The sequence below is a fragment of the Pseudooceanicola batsensis HTCC2597 genome (assembly GCF_000152725.1).
GTDB lineage: Bacteria > Pseudomonadota > Alphaproteobacteria > Rhodobacterales > Rhodobacteraceae > Pseudooceanicola > Pseudooceanicola batsensis.
The window spans coordinates 264,689-288,068 of record NZ_CH724131.1; the positions used below are offsets into that span (position 1 = coordinate 264,689).

Below are 23,380 nucleotides of genomic sequence, written 5' to 3' on the forward strand. Positions count from 1 at the left end.
ACCGGACATGAGCGCGCCGCCCTCCGCCTGGTCCGACCTCGCCTTCTTCCGCGAGGATTATCCGCGCATCGCCGCAGCGACGGCGGGGACCGACATCCTGCCCCCCGCCGCGCAGCGCTTTGCCGCCCTCGACCTGACACCGCCGGACGCGACGCGGGTCGTCATCCTGGGCCAGGATCCCTATCCGACGCCGGGCCATGCCAACGGCCTCGCCTTTTCGGTGGCGCCGGATGTGCGCCCCCTGCCCCGGTCGCTGTCCAACATCTTCCAGGAGCTGGAGGACGATCTGGGCGACCGGCCCGCCACCGGCGATCTCTCGTCCTGGGCGCGGCAGGGCGTGCTGCTGCTCAACACCGCGCTCAGCGTGCCGGCGGGCCGGGCCGGGGGCCATGCAAAGCTGGGCTGGTCCGGGCTGACCCGGCAGGTGCTCGGCCGGCTGGGCGACCGGCCCCGGGCCTTCCTGCTCTGGGGCGGTCACGCCCAGGGGTTCCGCGATCACATCCGGGGCGGCGACCACCTGATCCTCGCCTCGCCGCATCCCTCGCCCCTCTCGGCGCGGCGGGGATTTTTCGGCTCGCGGCCATTTTCAAGCGTGAACAACTGGCTTAAGCAACGGGGAGAGCCCCCGATCGATTGGATCACCAGCGCATGACCGACACCGTCCTCGACCGCATCAAGGCCTACAAGCTCGACGAGATCGCCGCGGACAAGGAGGCGACCCCCCTCGCCGATGTCGAGGCCGCCGCCCGCAGCGCGCCCGCGGTCCGCCCCTTCGCCGAAGCCCTGCACGAGGCGATGCGCGAAGGCTACGGCCTGATCGCCGAGATCAAGAAGGCGTCGCCCTCCAAGGGTCTGATCCGCGAGGATTTCGACCCCGCGACCCTCGCCGCCGCCTATGCCGAGGGCGGCGCCACCTGCCTGTCGGTCCTGACCGACACGCCCAGTTTCCAGGGGGCCAAGGATTATCTCACCGCCGCCCGCGAGGCCTGCGAGCTTCCGGTGCTGCGCAAGGACTTCATGTACGACACCTATCAGGTGGCCGAGGCGCGCGCGCTCGGCGCCGACTGCATCCTGCTGATCATGGCCTCGCTCGAGGACGGTCAGGCGGCCGAGCTCGAGGCGGCGGCGCAGGACTGGGGCATGGACGTGCTGATAGAGGTGCACGACGAGGCCGAGCTGGAGCGCGCGTCGCAACTCCAGTCCCGCCTGATCGGCATCAACAACCGCGACCTCCGGACCTTCGAGACCTCGCTCGACGTCACGCGCAAGCTGACCCGGCTGGCGCCCGAGGACCGGATCATCGTGTCGGAAAGCGGGCTGTCGACCTCCGAGGACCTGGCAGATATCGCGCGCTACGGCGCCCGCTGCTTCCTCATCGGCGAAAGCCTGATGCGCGAGGCCGACGTGGCCGCGGCCACGCGCGCGCTGCTGGCCACCCCGCTGGGGGGCATGGGTCAGGGGGCCGGTCTGTGAGCCTGACGCATTTCGACAAGGCGGGCCGGGCGCATATGGTCGACGTGTCGGACAAGGACGACACCGACCGCATCGCCGTCGCCGTCTGTCACGTCCGGATGCTCTCCGAGACGCTGTCGCTGATCGAAAGCGGCACGGCGGAAAAGGGCGACGTGCTGGGGATCGCCCGGCTGGCGGGGATCATGGGGGCCAAGAAGACGGCCGAGCTGATCCCGCTCTGCCATCCGCTGCCGATCACCCGGGTCACGGTCGATCTGGCCCCGGATGCCGGCCTGCCCGGCGTGCGGATCGAGGCGACGGTGAAGACCACCGGCAAGACCGGGGTCGAGATGGAGGCCCTGACCGCCGCCTCGACCGCCGCGCTCACGATCTACGACATGTGCAAGGCCGTGGATCGCGGGATGGAGGTCGGCGGGCTGCATGTCGCGCTGAAGGACGGCGGCAAGTCCGGGCGCTACGAGGCCGGCGCGTGATATCGGTCGACGAGGCGCTGGACCGGCTCTTCGGGCTGTCCGTACCGCTCGGGGCCGAAGAGGTTCCGCTGACCGAAGCGAACCGCCGGGTGCTCGCCAGGGCGGTCGAGGCCCGCCGCGACCAGCCGCCCTTCGCCGGGTCCGCCATGGATGGCTACGCCCTGCGCGAGGCGGAGCTGGCGACCGGCGCGGTCTTCGAGGTCATCGGCGAATCCGCCGCCGGCGCACGCTTTGCCGGACCGGTCGGCGCGGGCCAGGCGGTGCGCATCTTCACCGGCGCCCCGATGCCCGAGGGCGCCGACCGCGTGGTGATCCAGGAGGACGTGCGCCGCGAGGGCGACCGCATCACGGTGACCGGCGACTATGGCAGCGGCCGCAACGTCCGGCCCGCCGGCGGCGACTTCCGGACAGGGGACCGGGTCGCGGCGCCGCGCCTGCTCTCGCCCGCCGATGTCGCGCTGCTGGCGGCGATGAACATTCCGCGCGTGCCGGTGACCCGCCGGCCGCGCGTGGCGCTGATCGCGACCGGCAACGAACTGGTGCAGCCCGGCGAGACACCCGGACCCGACCAGATCGTCGCCTCGAATTCCTACGGGCTGCACGCCCTGCTGACCGAGGCGGGCGCCGAGGTTCGCCTGTTGCCGATCGCGCGGGACCGGATCGATGCGCTCGAGACGGTCTTCGCGCTGACGCGCGAAGGTCACGCGCCCGCCGATCTCATCATCACCATCGGCGGCGCCTCGGTCGGCGATCACGACGTCGTGGCGCAGGCGGCGCAGGGGCTGGGGATGGAGCAGAGCTTCTACAAGGTGGCGATGCGCCCCGGCAAACCGCTGATGGCGGGCCGGATGGGCGACGCGGCGATGATCGGCCTGCCGGGCAATCCCGTCTCGGCCATGGTCTGCGGCCATGTCTTCGTGGGTCCGGTGATCCGCCACATGCTCGGCCTCGGCGCGGCGCCCGCGCCGCGGCGACGGGCGCCGCTTGCCGTGGACGTGCCGGCCAACGGGCCGCGCGAACACTACCTCCGGGCGCGGATCGGCCCGGACGGGATCGCCCCCGACGACCGGCAGGACAGCGCGCTGCTCTCGGTGCTCTCCGGCGCCGGCGCGCTGCTGGTCCGCGCCCCGCACGCCCCGGCGGCACGGGCCGGCGAGACGGTGGACTACCTGCCGCTGTAAGCGCCGCCGCGCCGGCACTCGCGGCCCATCCCGCCGCCTGCGTCAGCCAGCTTGCGGACCGTCGCCTCCGGGGCCCGTCCCTCGAACCCGCCGCCCCCGAGATCGCCGCCCCGCCCGCGGCCCCGCCGGCCCCCGGGACCCTGCACCGCGTCCAATGCCGGCGAAGACCTCGTTCCGCGCCTCCTCGTCCGCCCGCCGCTCCTCGCGTCGCCGCCGGAAACGCCGCCCTTGCACCGGTCCTGCCGGGCGCCCCCCCGGAGGCCCCGTCCAGCCCCGTCTTCTTTGGTCCGACAAATATCCCGGGGGCCGGCCGCAGGCCGGCGGGGCAGAGCCCCTCCGCACTCTCCACCCCGCGCCGTCATCCTCAAGCCGGACCCGAGGATCTCCCCCGCCAGCACCTCCTGGAACGCGCAAGCAGCCCGCCCGGTTGACACAAAACATGAACATGTGTAGAACAAACGGCAATGAAAAGGCCGGACGAGGGAGTAGTGCCGTGCTGACGAAGAAACAACTCGACCTTCTGGAATTCATCCACAAGCGGGTGCAGCGCGACGGTGTGCCCCCCTCCTTCGACGAGATGAAGGAGGCGCTCGACCTGCGGTCGAAGTCCGGCATCCACAGGCTCATCACCGCGCTCGAGGAACGGGGCTTCATCCGCCGGCTCGCACACCGGGCCCGCGCGATCGAGATCGTCAAGCTGCCCGATAGCCTCGGGGGCGACGGCGGCGGCTTCGTGCCCCGCGTGATCGACGGCGGCGCCGGGCCCGCCGACCCGCCGCTCGGCGACACGCGGCCGGTCGAGGCGGCGCATGCGCTGGAACTGCCCGTCATGGGCCGGATCGCCGCCGGTGTCCCGATCGAGGCGATCAACCAGGTCTCGCACCATGTCGCCGTGCCCGGCTCCATGCTCTCGGGCCGGGGCGAACATTTCGCGCTCGAGGTGCGGGGCGACTCCATGATCGACGCGGGGATCAACGACGGCGACGTCGTGGTGGTGCGCGAAACCGGCTCGGCCGACAACGGCGACATCGTCGTGGCGCTCGTCGACGAGCAGGAGGCGACGCTCAAGCGCTTCTTCCGCCGCTCCGGCCAGATCGAGCTGGTGGCCGCGAACCCGGCCTATGAAACCCGCGTGCTGCCCGACAACCGGGTCAAGGTGCAGGGCCGGCTGGTCGGCCTGATCCGCACCTACTGAGCCCGCCAGAGCCGCGCGGCGCGGATTTCCGCATCGTTCCAGAGCCGTCGGCCCGCCACCGCGCGGGCCGATCGTATGTGCAGCCCCGTGGCATCGCGGGTGATGGCCACCGCGCCCAGCCCGTGCAGCCGCCGGGGCGAGAAGACCTCGCAGCCCGGGTCCCCCGGCGGGTCGTGGTTCAACACGAGGATCTCGCCCTGCGCGCAGGTCGCCGCCTCGGCCCGACGCTTGCCCGTGAGGTGCCGCACCCGGCCCTGCGCCGGCCAGAGCGCTGCCGCCGCCGCCTGCTCCCGCCCCGAGCCATCGTTCTCGAGCCAGACCTGCGCCACAAATCCGGCCCCCTTCGCCCGGCTCAGCGCCCGCCCGTTCTCGCCCAGTACACCGACCAGCGCACCCCGGTCGTCGATCAGGATCCCGGGCCGGTCCACCTGCGTCCAGAGACCGCCCGCCACCAGCAGCGGAACAAGGCCCAGCCAGCGCAGCGGCCCCTGCCAGAGCGCCAGGGACAGTCCGCCCGCGGCAAAGAGCGGCAGCACCCATTCCCCCGGCGCCGGAACATGGCCGACCGCGCCGGGCCAGGATGCGACCGTCCGCGCGATGAACAGGATCACGTCCAGGCCCCAGCCCATCACGGTCAGCGCCAGCGCCTCGAGCCCCAGCGGCATCAGCACCACGGCCACCACGCCCGCGGGCATCACCAGCATCCCCATGAGCGGCACCGCCAGCAGGTTCGCCGCCAGCCCGTAATGCGCCATCGTGTTGAAATGCGCCGCCCCGACCGGCGCCGTCGCCAGTCCCGCCACGGAGGACGAGACCACGACCGCCATGACACCCCGCAACAGCCGGCTGCGCAGCCGCGCCCTTCCGCGCAGCCCGCCGAAGACCGCGACCAGCGCGGTGGTCGCGGCAAAGGACATCTGGAACCCCGGCGACAGCAGCGCCTCGGGCCGCAGGACCAGCACCACGAGCGCCGCCATCGCCAGCGCCCGAAAGGTGATCGCCCGCCGGTCGAAGACCAGCGCGACAAGCGCGACCGCCGCCATGACGAAGGCGCGCTCGGTCGCGATCGACCCGCCCGACAGCATGAGATAGCCCGCCCCCGCCGCCACGGCGACCAGCGCGGCGACCGACCGGACGGGCCAGCGCAGCGCCGTGTAGGGCACCGCCGCCCCGGCCAGGCGCAGCGCCGCGTAGACGAACCCCGCCACCAGCCCCATGTGCAGGCCGGAAATGGCCAGCAGATGGGCGAGATTGGTGCGGCGCAGCGTCTCGGTGACCTCGCGGCTCAGCCCCGAGCGGTCGCCGGCCATCACCGCCGCGGCGAAGGCGCCGGTATCGCCCGCCAGCACGCCGCGCACCCGGTCGGACAGTGCCATCCGGGCCCGGAAGACGCGGGTCGCTCCGGGGTCGGGCGGCCGCAGAGCCACGACCGGCACGCGGGTATAGCCGACCGCGCCGAGCCGCGCGAACCAGGCGTGGCGCTGGAAGTCGAAGCCGCCGGGCTCGACGGGTCCGGCGGGGGGCGACAGGTGCGCCGTGGTCATCACGGTCAGCCCCGCCACGGGCGTCGTCGCGCCCTGGTCCCCGTGCAGGGAAATCCGCACCCGCGCGGGCGTCCGGGACGGCGCGACATCGGCCAGGTGCACCCGGTCCAGGGTCAGCCGCAGCGCATCCGAGGCCGAGCGGTCCATGCCGACGATCCGCCCGGTGACCGGCCCGTAGTAACGCCACTCCAGCACCGGCGCGGCGACGAACTGCGCCCGCCAGGCCGCCAGCGCGCCGCCCGCCGCGATCATCGCCAGAAGCCACAGGACCGGACCCGACAGCGCACCGCCCCGCAGGGCCGCCGCACCGGCCGTCGCGGCAAGGCCGCCCAGCACCAGCTCGGCCCCGCCTCCGGGCTCGACCGGGAGGGCGAAATACCCGCCGATGCCGATGCCCAGGGCCACCGGCACCCAGGGGAACAGGAAACCGCGCTGGCGCAGCAACTCCCCGGCGAGCGCTCGGCCCGCCGCAACCGGCCCGATCTGCAGTCCCTGCGGCACTTGTCACCCTCGTTTCCGCCAGATAGACAATGCGCAGCTTGGGCCCTCCCTGGTAAACGAAAGGTTACTCCCCCCGTGTCCACCGAGGTTGTCACCCGCTTTGCGCCTTCTCCCACAGGCTTTCTGCATATCGGCGGCGCGCGCACCGCGCTGTTCAACTGGCTCTATGCCCGCGGCCGCGGCGGCAAGTTCCTGCTGCGGATCGAGGATACCGACCGCGACCGCTCGACCCCCGAGGCGACGGCCGCGATCCTGGCCGGCATGGCGTGGCTGGGTCTCGACCACGACGGAGAGGCGGTCTCGCAATACGAGCGGGCCGACCGGCACCGCGCGGTGGCGCATGAGCTTCTCGAGGCCGGGAAGGCCTACAAGTGCTTTTCGACCCAGGAGGAAATCCAGGCCTACCGCGAGGCCGCCCGCGCCGACGGCCGCTCCACCCTGTTCCGCAGCCCCTGGCGCGATGCCGATCCGGCCACACACCCCGACGCGCCTTACGTTGTAAGGTTGAGGGTCCCGCACGAGGGCACGACCGTCATCCGCGACGAGGTGCAGGGCGACGTGACGATCCGCAACGACCAGCTCGACGATCTGGTGCTGCTGCGCTCGGACGGGTCTCCGGTCTACATGCTGGCGGTGGTGGTGGACGATCACGACATGGGCGTGACCCACGTGATCCGGGGCGACGACCACCTCAACAACGCCGCGCGCCAGATGACGATCATCCAGGCCATGGGCTGGCCGGTTCCGGTCTACGCGCATATTCCGCTGATCCACGGCCCGGACGGCAAGAAGCTGTCCAAGCGGCACGGCGCGCTCGGGGTCGAGGAATATCAGCGCATGGGCTATCCGGCGGCGGGGATGCGCAACTATCTCGCCCGGCTCGGCTGGAGCCATGGCGACGACGAATTCTTCACCGACGCCCAGGCGCTGGAATGGTTCGACATCACCGGGATCGGCAAATCCCCCGCGCGGCTCGATTTCAAGAAGCTCGAGAACATCTGCGGCCAGCACATCGCGGCGGCAGACGATGCTGCGCTGCTGCATGAACTTCAAGATTTTCTTGCGTCAACCGGGCAGGAGCCGCTCTCCGGCGCAAAAGTTGACATGGTCAACAAAGCCATGCCCGTGCTCAAGGAGCGCGCCAAGACATTTCCGGAACTTCTTGAAAAGGCGCACTTCTGCCTGACGGAGCGTCCGCTCGTCATCGAAGAGAAGGCCGCCAAGAACCTCACGGAAGACAGCCGGGCGATGCTGTCGGATTTGACGCCGCAACTGCAAACTGCTACGTGGGTGCGTCAGGACTTGGAGGCCTTGTTGAACAGCTTTGCCGAAGATCGCGGAGTGAAGTTCGGGCAACTGGCAGGTCCCCTGCGCGCCGCCCTTGCCGGCCGTGCGGCAACACCCAGTGTCTTTGACATGATGCTGGTCCTCGGACCGGAAGAAACGAGATTGCGGCTTATGGACGCCGCCGCGCCGGTCCGGGCGTAACGCACCGGTTACCTGCGGCGCATAGAAGGGGCGCGCGGCCCAGCCACGCGCGGCACAAGAGGAAGGGAAGAGTATGACAGAGACGAACAAAACGGCAACTCTGACGCTAGACGACAAGAGCTATGATTTGCCGATCCTTTCGCCGAGCGCGGGCCCCGATGTGATCGACATCCGCAAGCTCTATGGGCAGGCCGACGTGTTCACCTATGACCCGGGCTTCACGTCCACCGCGTCCTGCGAAAGTGCCATCACCTATATCGACGGCGAGGAAGGTGTGCTTCTGCACCGCGGCTATCCGATCGACCAGCTGGCGGGGAAGTCCCACTTCCTCGAGGTCTGCTACCTGCTGCTCTACGGTGAACTGCCGTCCGCCGCCCAGATCGAGGATTTCGAGAGCCGGGTGACCAACCACACGATGGTGCATGAACAGATGCACCGCTTCTTCACCGGGTTCCGCCGCGACGCGCACCCGATGGCGATCATGACCGGCGTGGTCGGCGCGATGTCGGCCTTCTACCACGACAGCACCGACATCAGCGATCCCTGGCACCGCGAGGTCGCCTCGATCCGCCTGATCGCCAAGATGCCGACCATCGCGGCCATGGCCTACAAGTATTCGATCGGCCAGCCCTTCGTGTACCCGCGCAACGATCTCGACTATGCGTCGAACTTCCTGCGCATGTGCTTTTCGGTCCCGGCCGAGGATTACAACGTCGACCCGATCCTCAGCCGCGCGATGGACCGGATCTTCACCCTGCACGCCGATCACGAACAGAACGCCTCGACCTCGACGGTGCGGCTGGCGTCGTCCTCGGGGGCGAATCCCTTCGCCTGCATCGCGGCCGGCATCGCCTGCCTCTGGGGTCCGGCCCATGGCGGCGCGAACCAGGCGGCGCTGGAAAGCCTCAAGGAAATCGGCACGCCCGACCGCATCCCCGAGTTCATCGCCCGGGCCAAGGACAAGGACGATCCGTTCCGCCTGATGGGCTTCGGCCACCGGGTCTACAAGAACTTCGACCCGCGCGCGAAGGTGATGAAGCAGTCGGCGGACGAGGTGCTGGACCTGCTGGGCGTCGAGAACAACCCGATCCTCGCCGTCGCGAAAGAGGTCGAGAAACAGGCGCTCGAGGACGATTACTTCGTCGACCGCAAGCTTTTCCCGAATGTCGATTTCTATTCCGGCATCATCCTCGAGGCCATGGGCTTCCCCACTTCGATGTTCACGCCGATCTTCGCCCTGTCGCGGACGGTCGGCTGGGTGTCCCAGTGGAAGGAGATGATCGAGGATCCGGGCATGAAGATCGGCCGCCCGCGCCAGCTCTACACCGGCGCGACGCAGCGCGACTACGTCGACGTCGAGAACCGCTGACGCCGCCACCGACCGACCAGAAAACCGCCGGGCCCTGCCCGGCGGTTTTTCGTTGCGCGGGTGCCGGCTCCTCCCCGCGTCAGGGACGCGGCGTCCGATCCCGTGGAAGGATGGCCCGGCCCTGGTCGCCTGGCAGCGCCGGCCCGCGGGGTGGTGCGAAAGCGCCGCCCGAAGGGGGCGGCACTGCCCGGCCTGCATACCGGGCGGGCCTCACCGGCGTCAGCACCGGCCGGAGCGGCGAAAGGCCCCTGCCCTGCCTACCGTCCCTCGAACCGCGCCGGCCGCTTTTCGATGAAGGCCAGCACGCCCTCCTTGAAGTCGCGGGACTGGCCGCAGACGTTCTGCGACCGCCCCTCGATGTCCAGCTGCGCGTCCAGCCCGTTGCTCCAGCTTTGGCGGATCGTCTCCTTGATCTGGCCGAAGGCCAGGGTCGGCCCCTTGGCGAGATAATCGGCCCGCGCGGTCCAGCGCGCCTCGAATTCCTCGTCCGGCACGGCCTCCCAGATCATGCCCCAGGCATCCGCGTCTCGGGCCGAGATCTTCTCGGCGAAGAGCGCCGCGCCCATGGCCTTGGGCGATCCGACCGAGCGGGGCAGCCAATAGGTCCCGCCGGCATCGGGCATCAGGGCGATCTTGCTGAAGGCCTGCAGGAAATAGGCGCTTTCGGTGGCGATCACCACGTCGCAGGACAGCGCGATATTGGCCCCGGCCCCGGCGGCGGCCCCGTTCACCGCGGCGATCACCGGCACCGGCGCCTCGACGATGGCGCGGACCAGGGGCTGGTATTCGTCGCGCAGCACACGCTCGAGATCGGGATTGTCGAGACTGCCGCTGTCGCTCAGATCCTGACCCGAACAGAAGGCCGGTCCGTTGCCGGTCAGCACGATCACCCGCGCGTCGGTCGCGGCCTTGCGGACAGCATCGGCCAGCTCGGCGCGCATCAACCCGTTCAGGGCGTTGTACTTGTCGGGACGGTTCAGGCGGATGACGGCCTTGTCGTCGGTGATGTCGCTGGTGATGGTCTGATAGCTCATGGAAGTCTCCTCTTCCGGGCCACTCCAATTCCTGCCGTCACGGGACGCAAGGGGAACCGTGCGTCACCGGTCGAGAATTCGCTTCAGACGCTCTTCCTCCTCGGGGCTCAGCGCCTCTTCCGTCCCCGACGCCCTGCGGCGTAGGAAGACGAGGCCGATGCCCAGCCCGAGGATCAGCATCGCGGGGCCGGCCCCCCAGAGGACCCAGTTGGTACCGCCCGTCCGCGGCGTGAGCAGGACGTATTCGCCGTACCGATCGGTGACGAAGTCGATCACCTCGTCGTCCGTGTCGCCCGCGACCAGCCGCTCGCGCACCAGAAGGCGCAGGTCTCGGGCCAGTTCGGCGTTGCTGTCGTCGATGCTCTCGTTCCGGCAGACGAGACAGCGCAGCCCCCGCGAGAGCTCTCGCGCCCGCTCCTCGAGCTGCGGGTCGGCGAGGATCTCGTCTGGCTGCACGGCCAGAGCCGGTCCGGCCATGAGGGCCAGCGCCAGCAGCGTCGGGTGCGTGCTCGCACGCATCGCCGCGACGACGGCCGCCAGGGCGCGGAAGGTGCGGCGCAGCACGCATCCTGCGGGGTCCCTTTGTCTCATTCCGCGGGCACTCCTTCCGCGGCGACCCGGCGCGCCCCGGCCGCGACGCGATAACGCCGGTCGCTCAGGCTCAGCGCGCCGCCGAGCGCCATGAGGATGGCGCCGCCCCAGATCCAGTTGGCCAGCGGTTTGACATAGGTGCGGAAGGCCCAGCCGCCGCCCTCCTGCGGATCGCCGATCACCACATAGACGTCGCGCAGGATGCCGTTGTCGATCCCCGCTTCGGTGGTGGGCATGCGGGCGACCGGGTAGAAGCGTTTCTCGGGCGTCAGCGTCGCGATGGCCGCGCCGTCACGCGCCAGCCGCACCGTGCCGGTGGTCGAGACATAGTTGGGCCCCTGCACGCGCGTGACGCCTTCCAGCGTGATGTCGTAGCCCGCCAGGGTCAGGGTGTCGCCCTCCTGCATGACGCGGATGTCCTCGCTCTCCCAGGCCAGCAGTCCGGCGATCCCGGCGATCGTCACCCCCAGCCCCGCGTGGGCCAGCGTGCGGCCGTAATCCGACCGCTGCAGCCGGAACAGCCGCCCGGCGCCGCTCTTGCCGGTGCGGGCCCAGAGATCGGTGGCCGCCCCCGCCACCAGCCAGGTCCCCAGCATCAGCCCCACGGGGCCGAGCGCAGAGCGTTCGGTCTGGATCGCGTAGACGAGCGCCAGGACCGCCACCGCCAGCGCCATGGCGGGCAGCAGCCTGCGCAGGACGCGCCCCGGCCGGCCGCGCTTCCACGGCATCATCGCGCCGATCGGCAGCGCCAGCCCGAGCGCCACGAAGAAGGGCGTGAAGGCCATGTTGAAAAAGGGCGCCCCGACCGACAGCTTGCGGTCGAAGGCCAGTTCGCTCACCAGCGGCCAGACCGTGCCGACGAAGACCACCAGCGCCGCCACGGCCAGCAGGATGTTGTTCAGCACCAGCATGCTTTCGCGGCTGATCATGGAAAAGACCCCGCGCGAGGACAGCGCCTCGGCCCGCGCGGCGAAGAGCGTCAGCGCGCCCCCCATGAAGAGCACCGTGATCGCCAGCAGAAAGACGCCGCGTTCGGGATCGGTGGCAAAGGCATGAACGCTCGTGATGATGCCCGACCGGGTGATGAACGCCCCGATCAGCGAAAAGCCGAAGGCGACGATGGCCAGGAGGATGGTCCAGCTTTTCAGGCTTTCGCGCTTTTCGACGACCACGGCGGAATGCAGCAGCGCCGCCGCGATGAGCCAGGGCATGAAGCTGGCGTTCTCGACCGGGTCCCAGAACCAGAAGCCGCCCCAGCCCAGCTCGTAATAGGCCCACCACGACCCCAGGGCGATGCCGATGGTCAGAAAGACCCAGGCCGCCAGCGTCCAGGGCCGCACCCACCTGCCCCAGGCAGCGTCCACCCGCCCCTCGATCAGGGCGGCGACGGCGAAGGAGAAGGCCATCGAGAGGCCCACGTAGCCGAGGTAGAGGAAGGGCGGATGGAAGGCGAGACCCGGATCCTGCAGCAGCGGATTGAGGTCGCGCCCGTCCAGCGGCGGCACCGCAAGGCGCAGGAAGGGGTTCGAGGTGAAGATCAGGAAGGCCAGGAAGGCCAGCCCGATGCCGCCCTGCACCGCGAGAACGCGGGCGCGCAGCGTGGGCGGCAGGGCGCCGCCGAACCAGGCCGCCGAGGCGCCGAAGAGCGCCAGGATCAGGATCCACAGCAGCATCGAGCCCTCGTGGTTCCCCCAGACGCCGGTGATCTTGTAGAGCATCGGCTTGAGAGAATGCGAATTCTCGGTGACGAGACGCAGGGAGAAATCCGAGGTGACGAAGGCGTGGGTCAGCGCGGCAAAGGAGAAGCCGACCAGCAGGAACTGCGCGTTGGCCGCCGGCTCCGCCACGGCCATCCAGCCCGGCCAGCGCCTGTGTGCGCCGACCAGCGGCACGACGGTCTGCACCAGCGCCACGGCGAGCGCGAGAATGAGGGCGAAGTGGCCGAGTTCTGTCACCATGCCCGCGGTTATACGGATCGCCGCGGCACGGGCCAATCACTTCGTGCCGCGCGGGTGGTTCACGTTGTCGCGGGGTGCGCGCGGATCTCACAGCCCTGCCCGCGCGAAGGCTCGGGGCGCGCGGGTCGCGGCAAAGCCACATTCGCGCGGCACCGGGCGCGCGCCGGATCCAGGCCGGATCCGGGCCGATTCCGGGCCGAACGCCGCGGTCGGAGAGGCGGGAGAGGCCGCTCCCTCCCCTCCGTGCGGGCCGCCGCCGAACCCTCTGGCCCCGCCCCCGGCCAAACGCTACATTCGCACCAGCCAGCAGGTAGCACGATGACCGCCCAGACACCGCCCAACACGCCCACGAACCGGCAGATCGCCCGCGACATCTCCTACGCCCATTCGGCCGCCACGCGCGGCGGACGGGCGCTGATCCGGGTGATGGAGAACGTCACCGGCCGTCCCGGGCTGATCCGGCGGGCCGACGGATATGCCAGCGAGATCGCGGGCGGGCGGGACTTCTGGTCGGTCATGGTCGAGCGCTACCGGCTCTCGCTGTCGGTCACGGGCGGATCGCTCGACAACATCCCCCGGACCGGGCCGCTGATCCTGATCGCGAACCACCCCTACGGCATCCTCGACGGGCTGATGATGGGGCATGTGCTGCAGCGGCAGCGGGGTGATTTCCGCATCCTGGCGCACCGGGTCTTCCGCAAGGCCGAGGACATAAACCGCGTCATCCTGCCGATCTCGTTCGACGAGACCAAAGAGGCGGTGCAGCAGAACATCGAGACGCGCAAGACGGCCCTGCGCTACCTGGCCGACGGCGGCGCCATCGGGGTCTTTCCGGGCGGCACGGTCTCGACCGCGCTGCGCCCCTTCTCGCGCCCCATGGATCCGGGCTGGCGGGGCTTCACGGCGCGGATGATCACCAAGTCGCAGGCGACCGTGGTGCCGATGTTCTTCGCCGGCCATACCTCGCGCCTGTTCCAGCTGGCCTCGCACCTGCATTCGACGCTCCGCATGGGGCTGCTGATCAAGGAGTTCCGTTCGCGCGTGGGGACCCCGGTCGAGGTGGTGATCGGCGACCCCATTCCGCCCGCGGACCTGGCCCCCCACGCCCGCGACACCCGCGCCATGATGGACTTTCTGCGCAAGCGCACCTACGCGTTGTCGCCCGATCCGCTCAAATCCTTTGAATATGGCTTTGAATTCGAGGATAAGCACCGCAACGGCGACCTCCCCCGCCGGGTTTACTGAAGGCAGATCATGGCAGTAGGCATCTTCGACAGCGGCCTCGGCGGGCTGACCGTGCTGGACGCGGTGACGAAACGTCTGCCCGATGTGCCCTTCGTCTATTTCGGCGACAACGCCCATGCTCCCTACGGCGTGCGCGATGCCGACGACATCTACGACCTGACGACCCGCGCCGTGGCCCGCATGTTCGATGCGGGCTGCGATCTCGTCGTGCTGGCCTGCAACACGGCCGCCGCGGCCGCGCTGCGCCGGATGCAGGAAAGCTGGGTGCCCGCCGACAAGCGCGTGCTGGGCGTCTTCGTGCCGCTGATCGAGGCGCTGACCGAACGGCAGTGGGGCGACAACTCTCCTCCGCGCGAGGTGGCGGTCAAGCATGTCGCGCTTTTCGCCACCCCCGCCACCGTGGCCTCGCGCGCCTTCCAGCGCGAACTGGCCTTCCGCGCCATCGGCGTCGACGTCGAGGCGCAGGCCTGCGGCGGCGTGGTCGATGCCATCGAAGAGGGCGACATGATCCTGGCCGAGGCGCTGGTCCGTTCGCATGTGGACGCGCTGAAACGCAAGATGCCCCGGCCCGAGGCGGCGATCCTGGGCTGCACCCACTACCCCCTGATGGACGAGGTCTTCCAGGCGGCGCTCGGCCCCGAGGTGGCGGTCTATTCCCAGGCCAACCTCGTGGCGGCGAGCCTTGCGGATTACCTTGGCCGGCGGCCCGAATTCATCGGCCCGGGCACCGAGTCGCTGTTCCTGACAACCGGCGACCCGGCCCGCGTCTCGTCGCGGGCCACCCAGTTCCTGCGGCGGAAGATCACCTTCACCGCTGCGTGACGGGGCACGCGCACGGCGCTGCCCGTGACGCTGCGTCACCGTCGCGGCGCCTCCCTTGCCGCAGCGGTCGACGAGGCGCATATGCACGTCACCCTGTCGCCGCACCGCGACTCCCCTGTTCAAGAGACTGTTTCCGAGATGAAGACCTTTGTTTCCGCTGCCGTTCTTTCGCTTGCGGCCTCCGCCGCTTCCGCCGTCACCCTGACCGAGGCGGATTATGGCGGGTTCTCGAATTCCTCCGGCTATCCGCATTCCGGCTGGACCTTCAGCGAAATCGGCAGCGGCTATACCGCCGTGTCCGGAACGGGCGAGCAGAACCGGCACGACTTCCTTCATTTCTCGGGCCTCACGCCCGGCGCCCAGACCGTGACGATCAGCTTCGGCTACACGCCGGATGCCAGCACCAACAATCGCGACGTCAGCGTCAACTGGGCCACCAGCGCGTTCCAGGCCTGGTCCCCGCCGAGCATTCCCTCGCCGCAGATGAGCATGAATGCCGCCAACCCGACCCGCGAGGTCACGCTGAACTTCGGCAACGACACAACGACCGATCTCTTCCTCCAGATCAACTTTCTGAGCGGGACCGGCGTCTTCTACAACGTCACCAGCAGCGCCTTCGCGAGCGACCCGTCTCCGCAACCCGGCACCCCCGCCGTGCCGCTGCCGGCAGGCGTCTGGCTCGGCCTCTCGGCTCTCGGCGCGCTCGGCCTTCTCGGACGGCGCCGCCGCGCGGCGTGACGATCGGGCGCATTCCGGCCGCGCCGGGGCGACCCCATATACCATTCGGCCGCGCGACGCGTTAGACGCGACGCGCGCAGTGGTGTAACACCCCGCCGACACGCGGGTCCGGCGACCGGGGCCGCGCCAACCGAGGGCACTGGAATGACCAAGAAAATCGCCATAATCGGCGCGTCCGGCTATACCGGAGCCGAGCTGATCCGCCTCATTGCCTCCCATCCCGGGATGGAGGTCGCCGCACTGGCCGCCAATTCCAAGGCGGGCCAGAGCATGGCCTCGGTCTTTCCCTTCCTGCGACATCTCGACCTGCCCGACCTCGTGATCTGGGAGCAGATCGATTTCGCCCGGATCGACCTGTGCTTCTGCGCGCTGCCCCACAAGACATCGCAAGAGGTCATCAGCCAGCTGCCCGCCGAGATGAAGATCGTCGACCTCTCGGCCGATTTCAGGCTGCGCGACCCGGCGGACTACAAGAATTGGTACGGCAACGATCATGCGGCCGTGGAGATGCAGCAGGAGGCCGTCTACGGCCTGACCGAGTTCTACCGCGACCGGATCGCCGGCGCGCGGCTGGTTGCGGGCACCGGCTGCAACGCGGCGACGGGGCAGTACTCGCTCCGCCCGCTGATCCAGGCGGGGGTGATCGGGCTCGACGACATCATCCTCGACATGAAATGCGCCGTCTCCGGCGCGGGGCGGAGCCTCAAGGAGAACCTGCTGCATGCCGAGCTGTCCGAGGGCTACAACGCCTATGCCGTGGGCGGGCAGCACCGGCACCTGGGCGAATTCGACCAGGAGTTCTCGGCGCTTGCGGGGCGTCCCGTCCGGGTGCAGTTCACGCCGCATCTGATCCCCGCCAACCGCGGCATCCTTTCGACGGGCTATGTCTCAGGCGATGCGAAGGCGGTGCACGAGACCATGCTGCGCGCCTATGCCGACGAGCCCTTCATCGAGGTCCTGCCCTTCGGCGAAACCCCGTCGACGCATCACGTGCGCGGGTCGAACTTCGTACATCTCGGCGTCACCGGCGACCGGATCGAGGGCCGCGCCATCGTGGTGGCCGCGCTCGACAACCTGTGCAAGGGTTCTTCGGGCCAGGCGGTGCAGAACGCCAACCTGATGCTCGGCCTTCCCGAGACCCAGGGGCTCATGGCGGCCCCGCTCTTCCCGTGAGACGGCGATGAAGGGGCTGAAGAAAAAGCGCCGCGTCCAGATCATCCTGCTGGCCTTCGTCGCGCTGACGCTGGCCACCGTCCTGGTGGGCTATGCGATGCGCGACGGCATCAACTACTTCCGCTCGCCCACGCAGGTATCCGACGCGCCGCCGCCGCCGTCCGAGACCTTCCGCATCGGCGGGCTGGTGGAAGAGGGGTCGCTGCGGCGGGGACAGGGGGAGACGGTGCGTTTTCTGGTGACCGACGGCAATGCCTCGGTCCCGGTGCTATTCACCGGCATCCTGCCCGACCTCTTCGCCGAGAACCAGGGCATGATCGGCACCGGGCGCTACGTGGACGGGACCTTCGAAGCCACCGAGATCCTCGCCAAACACGACGAGAGCTACATGCCGAAAGAGGTCGTGGACGCGCTGAAGGAACAGGGCATGTACCAGGAGCCCGAGGGGTAGGTTCGCCTCGGGGGCGGGTTGAAGACCCACCGGAAAAACCCGGCCCCCGCCACCACCGCACGCATCGGCAACCCTCTCTTAACCCTGTGCCGCAATCCTCTCCTGCATAACCAGAACAGAGAGAGGCACTCCGATGCAGTCAGTCCGAGAAATGGCCGATGCCATCGTCTCGCGCGAGGGCGGCTACGTGAACGATCCCGACGATCCCGGCGGCGCGACCAACCACGGCGTGACCCTCGGCACGATGCGCGACCTGGGGCTCGATCTCGACGGGGACGGCGCGGTCACCGCGCGCGACGTGCGCGCCCTGCCCCGGAACCGCGCGGTCGACATCTACATGAACCGCTACTTTCACCGGCCGCGCATCGCCGATCTCCCCGAGATGCTCTGGGAAACGGTCTTCGACATGCAGGTGAACGCCGGCCGGAACGCAATCCGCATCCTGCAACGCCTGCTGAACCGGATGGGCCAAGAGGTCGCCATCGACGGCGTGATCGGCCCCCGGACCATCGCCGCGGCCGGCCGGGCCGCGCAACTCGCCCCGGACCATCTGGTCGACGCCTACGGGATCGCGCGGCGGAACTACTATTTCGCCCTGGCCGACCGCCGCCCCGCCAGCCGGAAATACGCCCGCACCCGCGCGGGGGGCAAAGGCGGCTGGATCCGGCGGGCGGAAGAGTTCATATCGCCGCTCTACCACATGACGGAACAGGAATTCCGCAACCGGGTGGCGGCATGGGACTGATCGGCTCACTTTTCGCCCTCGCCTTCGGCGGCGGCCGGAACGCGATCCGGGAAACCGCCGAAATCTTTCGGAAAAATGCCGAGAACGCCGGTGAACGCGATCTCGACAGGATGGCCGCCGCGCTGGAGCAGCACGCCGCCGAATTCCGTGACCGCCGCAGCGCGTTCGACATCGTGATGGACGGGGTGAACCGCCTGCCCCGCCCGATGCTGGCGCTCGGAACGATCGGTCTGTTCGTCTCGGCCATGATGGAACCGGTCTGGTTCGCCGACCGGATGCAGGGGCTGGCCCTCGTGCCGGAACCGCTGTGGTGGCTGATGGGGGCCGTGGTGAGCTTCTATTTCGGCGCGCGCCATCAGGCGAAGGGGCAGCAATTCCAACGCGAGATCGCCGCGGCACTCGCCCGCCGCCCCGTGCTGCTGCGGGACGAGACGCCCGGCCTTGTGGTCGCCGAGGCAGGCGCCGAGCCCAATGCCGCGCTGGACGACTGGCGCCGGTCCCATGCGGCGTGAAGAGGCGCGGTCATGGCCGCGGCTGTCGGAGCATGTCCCCTTCACGCGCTGGACATCGCGCCGAAAGTCACGCTGCGCGTTGCGATGCGGTTCCGGAGACACCGGAGAGACCTCCCGCCCCGCGTCGGCGCGGGACAGCATCGACCCGGCGTTCGAAACGGCGCTGTCGCGCCATCCGAACGGACGCAGCTACCGTCGAACCGTAACGCGGACGAGAGCGCCGCATGACCCGAAGCGGCAGGAACCGCAGCGCGCCGGACCCGGGGGTCACGGACGCGCCATGCGATCACTCGGCCGCCTGTTTCATCCCTCCGCCGCCGCGGAATCGGGCCAGCAGCGCCTCGCGCTCTTTTGCGGCCCTGGCCTCGTTCGCCTGCTTGACCGGACCGAAGCCGCGGATCTTCAGCGGCAGTTCGGCGATCTCGACCGCCAGGTCGCGATTGTCCGGCGTGACCTTGGGCAGGATCTCCTGCATGTCGGCCTCGTACTGCCGGATCAGCGCGCGCTCCATCCTGCGTTCCTCGGACCGGCCGAAGATGTCCAGTGGCGTGCCGCGCAGCATCTTCAGCCGGGCGAGCACCGAAAGGGGGGCCTTCATCCACGGGCCGAACTGGCGCTTCTGCGGGCGGCCGTCGCTGCCCTCCCTGGCGAAGATCGGCGGGGCCATGTGATAGGACATGCGGAAATCGCCGTCGAACTCCTGCTTCGCCTTCTTCCGGGTATCCAGCAGCAGGCGGGCGACCTCGTATTCGTCCTTGTAGGCCAGCAGCTTGTGATAGCCCTTCGCGACAGCGAGGCGCAGCGTCTCGTCCTCGATCCCGTCGAGCATCCGGCGATACCTTTTCGCCAGGCGCCTGCCGGTGTGCTTTTTCAGCTGCTCGGCGCGGAAGTCGATCTTTTCCTGCAGGCTCAGCGGCTTGTCGACCACGGTGCCCTGGATGCGCCTGGCGGCCTCCTCGGGGTGCAGCGCGGCCCATCGGCCGATGGCGAAGGCCTCGCGGTTCTTCTCGACCGCGGCGCCGTTCAGTTCGATGGCGCTGTCGATGGCCTCCTTCGACAGGGGCAGCAGGCCGTTCTGCCAGGCCGCGCCGAAGACCATCATGTTCGAGAAGATCGAATCGCCCATGACCACCCGCGCCAGTTCCGACGCGTCGAACAGGGTCACACGATCCTTGAGCCGCGCCTGCAGCTGCACTTCCAGCCGATCGAAGGGGATCTGGAATTCGGTATCGCGGGTGAAGTCGCCGGTGATGATCTGGTGCGAATTCACCACCGCCCCGGTCTGGCCCTGCCGCGTCAGGCCGAGCGTCTTGGCGCCGGCGCTGACCACGAGGTCGCCGCCGATCAGGGCATGGGCCTCGCCCGTGGCGACGCGGATCGCGCTGATGTCCTCGGGCTTCTCGGCAAGGCGAACATGGATATGCACCGCGCCGCCCTTCTGGGCGAGGCCGGCCATCTCCATCATGCCCGCGCCCTTGCCGTCAAGCTGCGCGGCCTGGGCCAGCAGCGCGCCGACGGTGACGACGCCGGTGCCGCCGACGCCGGTGATGACGACGTTGTGTGTGCCGTCGATCTTCGGCAGCTGCGGGTCCGGCAGGTCGGGCAGGTCGATCCCCTGCCCCTCGGCCTTTTTCACCTTCGCGCCTTCGAGCGTGACGAAGGAGGGGCAGAAGCCCTTGAGACAGCTGTAATCCTTGTTACACGAGGACTGGTCGATCTGGCGCTTGCGGCCCAGCTCCGTCTCTTTCGGGACGATCGAGACGCAGTTGGACTGCACGCCGCAATCGCCGCAGCCCTCGCAGACGTCCGAGTTGATGAAGACGCGCTGGTCGGGGTCCGGGAACTGGCCGCGCTTGCGGCGGCGGCGCTTCTCGGCGGCGCAGGTCTGGACATAGATGATGGCGCTGACGCCCTCGACCTTGGTCAGGGCCTTCTGCACGGCCTCCATCTCGGCGCGCTCGTGCCAGCCGACGTCGCTTGGGAAATCCTCGCGCCGGGGTTCTTCCTTTTCGTCGTAGACGACCTCGATCCGCTGGACGCCCATGGCCTTGAGCTCGTTGGCGATGCGGTCGGGGGTCAGCCCGCCTTCGTTCTTCTGGCCGCCGGTCATGGCGACCGCGTCGTTGAAGAGGATCTTGTAGGTGATGTTCACGCCCGAGGCGAGCGCGGCGCGGATCGCCTGCACGCCCGAGTGGTTGTAGGTGCCGTCGCCGAGGTTCTGGAAGACGTGGCCGGTCGCCGAGAACGGCGCCTCGCCGATCCAGTTGGCCCCTTCGGCCCCCATGTGGGTAAAGCCCTGCGTGTTGCGGTCCATCCACTGCACCATGTAGTGGCAGCCGATCCCGGCATAGGCGCGCGAGCCTTCGGGCACCTTGGTCGAGGTGTTGTGCGGGCAGCCCGAGCAGTAATAGGGCAGACGCGCCGCGATCTCGGGGGTGTTGTCGTTGCGCCGGGCCTCGTCCAGCGCGGCGATGCCGGCTTTGATGCGGTCGGTGCCGCGCCCCTCCTCGATCAGGATGGCGCCGAGTTTCTGGGCGATGCCGATCGGGTCGAGCGCCTGCTTGGTCTGGAACAGTTCCGGCCCGTGCATCGAGCCCGCGCCGCCGCCCTTGTGCCAGCCATAGACGCGGCGGCCGCGGCGGTCGTCGAAGATCGCCTCCTTGACCTGCACCTCGATCAGCTTGCGCTTTTCCTCGACCACGACGATCAGGTCGAGCCCCTCGGCCCAGTCGTGGAAACCGGCCATGTCGAGCGGCCAGACCTGCGCGACCTTGTAGGTGGTGATGCCGAGCCGCTCGGCCTCGGCCTCGTCGATGCCCAGCAGGTTGAGCGCGTGCACCAGGTCGAGCCAGTTCTTGCCCGCCGCGACAAAGCCGATCTTGGCGCCCGGCTTGCCCCAGACGCGCCTGTCGATCCTGTTGGCGCGGGCGAAGGCCTCGGCCGCGAAGCGCTTGTGGTCGATCATGCGCGCCTCCTGCTCGGGCGGGCTGTCGACGAGGCGGATGTTCAAACCGCCGGCGGGCAGGTCGTGATCGTCGGGCAGGACCAGGTTCATCCGGTCGGGGCGGCCATCGACCACGGCCGTGGCCTCGACCGTGTCCTTCATGGTCTTGAGACCGACCCAGCAGCCGGAATACCGCGACAGCGCGTAGCCGTAGATGCCGAGGTCGAGGATCTCCTGCACGCCGGCGGGCGAGACGATGGGCATGTAGGCATCGACCAGCGCCCATTCGGACTGGTGCAGAACGGTGGAGGATTCGCCGGTATGGTCGTCGCCCATGGCCATGAGCACGCCGCCGTGGGGCGAGGTGCCGGCCATGTTGGCATGTTTCATCGCGTCGCCCGAGCGGTCGACGCCGGGGCCCTTGCCGTACCAGAGGCCGAAGACGCCATCGTACCTGCCTTCGCCGCGTAGCTCGGCCTGCTGCGCGCCCCAGAGGGCGGTGGCGGCGAGGTCCTCGTTCAGGCCTTCCTGGAACTTGATGTCGGCGGCGGCGAGCTGCTTGGCGGCGCGGTTCATCTGCATGTCGACCGCGCCGAGCGGCGAGCCGCGGTAGCCAGTGACATAGCCTGCGGTGTTCAGACCGGCGGCGCGGTCGCGGGCCTTCTGCATGAGCATGAGCCGGACCAGGGCCTGGGTGCCGTTCAGAAGAACGGGACTTTTTTCAATGTCGAAACGGTCGGATAGCGAGATCTCAGGTTTAGTCATGTACGCCTCCCGTCACAATGATAGCCCAAGAATGGGTCATGATATATGACCAATTTCGCTGTTTTTTTGAAAAACACTTAACCTGACGGGGCATAGGGTCTATCTGACCATTGATTTCGCGACCAGCGGTCCCTGGGAATGGATAGTTTCGGTTATGGACTGGGATAAACTCAGAATATTTCACGCGGTGGCCGATGCGGGCAGCCTGACGCATGCCGGCGATGCGCTTCATCTGTCGCAATCGGCGGTTTCCCGCCAGATCCGCGGGCTGGAGGAATCGCTGAACACCACCCTTTTCCATCGTCACGCGCGGGGGTTGATTCTCACCGAACAGGGCGAACTGCTGTTCGACGCCACCCGCGCCATGGCCAAACGGCTGGACACCGCGACCGCGCGGATCCGCGACAGCGAGGAAGAGGTCTTCGGCGAGTTGCGGGTAACCACCACAACCGGGTTCGGGACCCTGTGGCTGGCCCCGCGCCTGCCCAAGCTCTACGAGAAGTTCCCCGATCTGAAGATCGACCTGATGCTGGAAGAGCGGGTGCTGGACCTGCCCATGCGCGAGGCGGACGTGGCCATCCGCATGAAGGAACCGAGCCAGGCCGACCTGATCCGCAAGCGGCTGATGTCGCTGCGCATGCGGATGTACGCGCTGCCCGACTATCTCGACCGCGCGGGACGCCCCTCCCGGATCGAGGAGATCAGCCGCCATCGTCTCATCTGTCAGAACACCTCGGCGGCGCAGGTGGCGGCGGGGGCGCAGCTGGTGCAGGAACTGATGAGCTATGACGTCAGCTCACTGCTTACGGTGAACAACTATTTCGGCGCCCTGCAGGCGGTGCTGAACGGCCTGGGGATCGGCGTGCTGCCCGACTACCTGGTCGAGGATTTTCCGACGCTGGAACGGGTGCTGCCGGGGGTCGAGTCGCAGGAGGTTCCCGTCTTCCTGGCCTTCCCCGAGGAGCTGCGCCATTCCAAGCGGATCGCGGCCTTCCGCGACTTCGTGCAGGAAGAGATCATCACGCACCGCCGCCGGCTGCGCGAACAGCGCCCGGACGAGGCCGCGGCCGCCTCGTAAGCCCTGCGCCACGCGCATAGCAGGGTTGATGCACCTGCGGCAATTTGGAACTTGCGCGACTCGGGGGCGGCTCTTATTTCGGCTTTCGACGGTGATGATG

General features: G+C 68.9%; 20 protein-coding genes. 15 read left to right on the top strand and 5 right to left on the bottom strand.

The features are described 5' to 3' along the window. The first annotated feature begins 7 nt into the window (after positions 1–7). The 5 genes from OB2597_RS05370 to lexA all read left to right on the top strand — a co-directional run bounded on the left by OB2597_RS05370 (position 8) and on the right by lexA (position 4,322). Positions 8–652 carry a uracil-DNA glycosylase gene (locus OB2597_RS05370; RefSeq protein WP_009804510.1) on the top strand — a complete coding sequence of 215 codons (645 nt, stop codon included), beginning with the start codon at positions 8–10 and terminating at the stop codon, positions 650–652. Further along, positions 649–1,473, top strand: a complete 825-nt coding sequence (gene trpC / locus OB2597_RS05375; RefSeq protein ID WP_009804511.1) for an indole-3-glycerol phosphate synthase TrpC — start codon at positions 649–651, stop codon at positions 1,471–1,473. The genes OB2597_RS05370 and trpC overlap by 4 nt, the downstream gene beginning before the upstream one ends. After that, positions 1,470–1,946, top strand: a complete 477-nt coding sequence (moaC, locus tag OB2597_RS05380) for a cyclic pyranopterin monophosphate synthase MoaC (RefSeq protein ID WP_009804512.1) — start codon at positions 1,470–1,472, stop codon at positions 1,944–1,946. Before trpC ends, moaC begins: the two co-directional genes overlap by 4 nt. Further along, on the top strand, positions 1,943–3,127 hold the full coding sequence (locus tag OB2597_RS05385; protein ID WP_009804513.1) for a molybdopterin molybdotransferase MoeA: 1,185 nt from the start codon (positions 1,943–1,945) through the stop codon (positions 3,125–3,127). Before moaC ends, OB2597_RS05385 begins: the two co-directional genes overlap by 4 nt. A gap of 493 nt (positions 3,128–3,620) precedes the next feature. Beyond that, entirely contained in the window at positions 3,621–4,322 is a 702-nt protein-coding gene (gene lexA / locus OB2597_RS05390) for a transcriptional repressor LexA (protein ID WP_009804514.1), read from the top strand. Here lexA and OB2597_RS05395 read toward each other — a convergent pair. Next, positions 4,316–6,367 carry a ComEC/Rec2 family competence protein gene (locus tag OB2597_RS05395; RefSeq protein ID WP_009804515.1) on the bottom strand — a complete coding sequence of 684 codons (2,052 nt, stop codon included), beginning with the start codon at positions 6,365–6,367 and terminating at the stop codon, positions 4,316–4,318. The genes lexA and OB2597_RS05395 overlap by 7 nt on opposite strands. A gap of 75 nt (positions 6,368–6,442) precedes the next feature. On the opposite strand from OB2597_RS05395, the gene gltX reads away from it, so the two are divergent. Together gltX and gltA are read left to right on the top strand one after the other, a co-directional pair. Then, positions 6,443–7,855 (top strand): glutamate--tRNA ligase, encoded by a 1,413-nt coding sequence (gene gltX, locus OB2597_RS05400; protein WP_009804516.1) that lies wholly within the window; start codon positions 6,443–6,445, stop codon positions 7,853–7,855. Between the two features lie 73 nt (positions 7,856–7,928). Further along, on the top strand, positions 7,929–9,224 hold the full coding sequence (gene gltA, locus OB2597_RS05405; protein WP_009804517.1) for a citrate synthase: 1,296 nt from the start codon (positions 7,929–7,931) through the stop codon (positions 9,222–9,224). Between the two features lie 257 nt (positions 9,225–9,481). Here the strand turns inward: gltA and OB2597_RS05410 are convergent, their stop codons facing one another. From OB2597_RS05410 to OB2597_RS05420, 3 genes are all read right to left on the bottom strand, one after another. After that, positions 9,482–10,258, bottom strand: a complete 777-nt coding sequence (locus OB2597_RS05410) for an enoyl-CoA hydratase-related protein (protein ID WP_009804518.1) — start codon at positions 10,256–10,258, stop codon at positions 9,482–9,484. Positions 10,259–10,321: 63 nt separating this feature from the next. Continuing rightward, positions 10,322–10,777, bottom strand: coding sequence for a cytochrome c-type biogenesis protein (locus OB2597_RS05415; RefSeq protein WP_040609509.1), 456 nt, complete (start codon positions 10,775–10,777; stop codon positions 10,322–10,324). A gap of 68 nt (positions 10,778–10,845) precedes the next feature. Beyond that, on the bottom strand, positions 10,846–12,807 hold the full coding sequence (locus tag OB2597_RS05420) for a heme lyase CcmF/NrfE family subunit (RefSeq protein WP_009804520.1): 1,962 nt from the start codon (positions 12,805–12,807) through the stop codon (positions 10,846–10,848). Positions 12,808–13,125: 318 nt separating this feature from the next. On the opposite strand from OB2597_RS05420, the gene OB2597_RS05425 reads away from it, so the two are divergent. The 7 genes from OB2597_RS05425 (at position 13,126) to OB2597_RS05455 (ending at position 18,493) form a co-directional block, all read left to right on the top strand. Then, positions 13,126–14,052 (top strand): lysophospholipid acyltransferase family protein, encoded by a 927-nt coding sequence (locus OB2597_RS05425; RefSeq protein WP_009804521.1) that lies wholly within the window; start codon positions 13,126–13,128, stop codon positions 14,050–14,052. Positions 14,053–14,061: 9 nt separating this feature from the next. After that, a complete protein-coding gene (locus tag OB2597_RS05430; protein ID WP_009804522.1) occupies positions 14,062–14,874 on the top strand; it encodes a glutamate racemase in 813 nt (270 codons plus the stop codon). A 138-nt stretch (positions 14,875–15,012) separates the two neighbouring features. After that, positions 15,013–15,612 (top strand): hypothetical protein, encoded by a 600-nt coding sequence (locus OB2597_RS05435; RefSeq protein ID WP_009804523.1) that lies wholly within the window; start codon positions 15,013–15,015, stop codon positions 15,610–15,612. 144 nt (positions 15,613–15,756) lie between these two features. Continuing rightward, a complete protein-coding gene (gene argC, locus OB2597_RS05440) occupies positions 15,757–16,785 on the top strand; it encodes an N-acetyl-gamma-glutamyl-phosphate reductase (RefSeq protein ID WP_009804524.1) in 1,029 nt (342 codons plus the stop codon). 7 nt (positions 16,786–16,792) lie between these two features. Next, positions 16,793–17,236, top strand: coding sequence for a cytochrome c maturation protein CcmE (ccmE, locus tag OB2597_RS05445; RefSeq protein WP_009804525.1), 444 nt, complete (start codon positions 16,793–16,795; stop codon positions 17,234–17,236). 133 nt (positions 17,237–17,369) lie between these two features. Continuing rightward, a complete protein-coding gene (locus OB2597_RS05450) occupies positions 17,370–17,981 on the top strand; it encodes a holin-associated N-acetylmuramidase (RefSeq protein ID WP_040609140.1) in 612 nt (203 codons plus the stop codon). Further along, positions 17,972–18,493 carry a holin family protein gene (locus tag OB2597_RS05455; RefSeq protein ID WP_009804527.1) on the top strand — a complete coding sequence of 174 codons (522 nt, stop codon included), beginning with the start codon at positions 17,972–17,974 and terminating at the stop codon, positions 18,491–18,493. The genes OB2597_RS05450 and OB2597_RS05455 overlap by 10 nt, the downstream gene beginning before the upstream one ends. A 286-nt stretch (positions 18,494–18,779) precedes the next feature. Here OB2597_RS05455 and OB2597_RS05460 read toward each other — a convergent pair whose 3' ends face one another. Next, positions 18,780–22,202 carry an indolepyruvate ferredoxin oxidoreductase family protein gene (locus tag OB2597_RS05460; RefSeq protein WP_009804528.1) on the bottom strand — a complete coding sequence of 1,141 codons (3,423 nt, stop codon included), beginning with the start codon at positions 22,200–22,202 and terminating at the stop codon, positions 18,780–18,782. Positions 22,203–22,356: 154 nt separating this feature from the next. Here OB2597_RS05460 and OB2597_RS05465 point away from each other — a divergent pair, with 154 nt between their 5' ends. Beyond that, positions 22,357–23,280, top strand: a complete 924-nt coding sequence (locus tag OB2597_RS05465) for a LysR family transcriptional regulator (RefSeq protein ID WP_009804529.1) — start codon at positions 22,357–22,359, stop codon at positions 23,278–23,280. The last annotated feature ends 100 nt before the right edge of the window (positions 23,281–23,380 follow it).

What these genes read in the sequence shown, in the direction of transcription:
- OB2597_RS05370 (WP_009804510.1), top strand. Translation starts at nt 8, where the DNA reads ATGAGCGCGCCGCCCTCCGCCTGGTCCGACCTCGCCTTCTTCCGCGAG.
- trpC (WP_009804511.1), top strand. Translation starts at nt 649, where the DNA reads ATGACCGACACCGTCCTCGACCGCATCAAGGCCTACAAGCTCGACGAG.
- gltA (WP_009804517.1), top strand. Translation starts at nt 7,929, where the DNA reads ATGACAGAGACGAACAAAACGGCAACTCTGACGCTAGACGACAAGAGC.
- OB2597_RS05410 (WP_009804518.1), bottom strand. Translation starts at nt 10,258, where the DNA reads ATGAGCTATCAGACCATCACCAGCGACATCACCGACGACAAGGCCGTC.
- OB2597_RS05415 (WP_040609509.1), bottom strand. Translation starts at nt 10,777, where the DNA reads ATGCGTGCGAGCACGCACCCGACGCTGCTGGCGCTGGCCCTCATGGCC.
- OB2597_RS05420 (WP_009804520.1), bottom strand. Translation starts at nt 12,807, where the DNA reads ATGGTGACAGAACTCGGCCACTTCGCCCTCATTCTCGCGCTCGCCGTG.
- OB2597_RS05425 (WP_009804521.1), top strand. Translation starts at nt 13,126, where the DNA reads ATGACCGCCCAGACACCGCCCAACACGCCCACGAACCGGCAGATCGCC.
- OB2597_RS05430 (WP_009804522.1), top strand. Translation starts at nt 14,062, where the DNA reads ATGGCAGTAGGCATCTTCGACAGCGGCCTCGGCGGGCTGACCGTGCTG.
- OB2597_RS05435 (WP_009804523.1), top strand. Translation starts at nt 15,013, where the DNA reads ATGAAGACCTTTGTTTCCGCTGCCGTTCTTTCGCTTGCGGCCTCCGCC.
- argC (WP_009804524.1), top strand. Translation starts at nt 15,757, where the DNA reads ATGACCAAGAAAATCGCCATAATCGGCGCGTCCGGCTATACCGGAGCC.
- ccmE (WP_009804525.1), top strand. Translation starts at nt 16,793, where the DNA reads ATGAAGGGGCTGAAGAAAAAGCGCCGCGTCCAGATCATCCTGCTGGCC.
- OB2597_RS05450 (WP_040609140.1), top strand. Translation starts at nt 17,370, where the DNA reads ATGCAGTCAGTCCGAGAAATGGCCGATGCCATCGTCTCGCGCGAGGGC.
- OB2597_RS05455 (WP_009804527.1), top strand. Translation starts at nt 17,972, where the DNA reads ATGGGACTGATCGGCTCACTTTTCGCCCTCGCCTTCGGCGGCGGCCGG.
- OB2597_RS05460 (WP_009804528.1), bottom strand. Translation starts at nt 22,202, where the DNA reads ATGACTAAACCTGAGATCTCGCTATCCGACCGTTTCGACATTGAAAAA.
- OB2597_RS05465 (WP_009804529.1), top strand. Translation starts at nt 22,357, where the DNA reads ATGGACTGGGATAAACTCAGAATATTTCACGCGGTGGCCGATGCGGGC.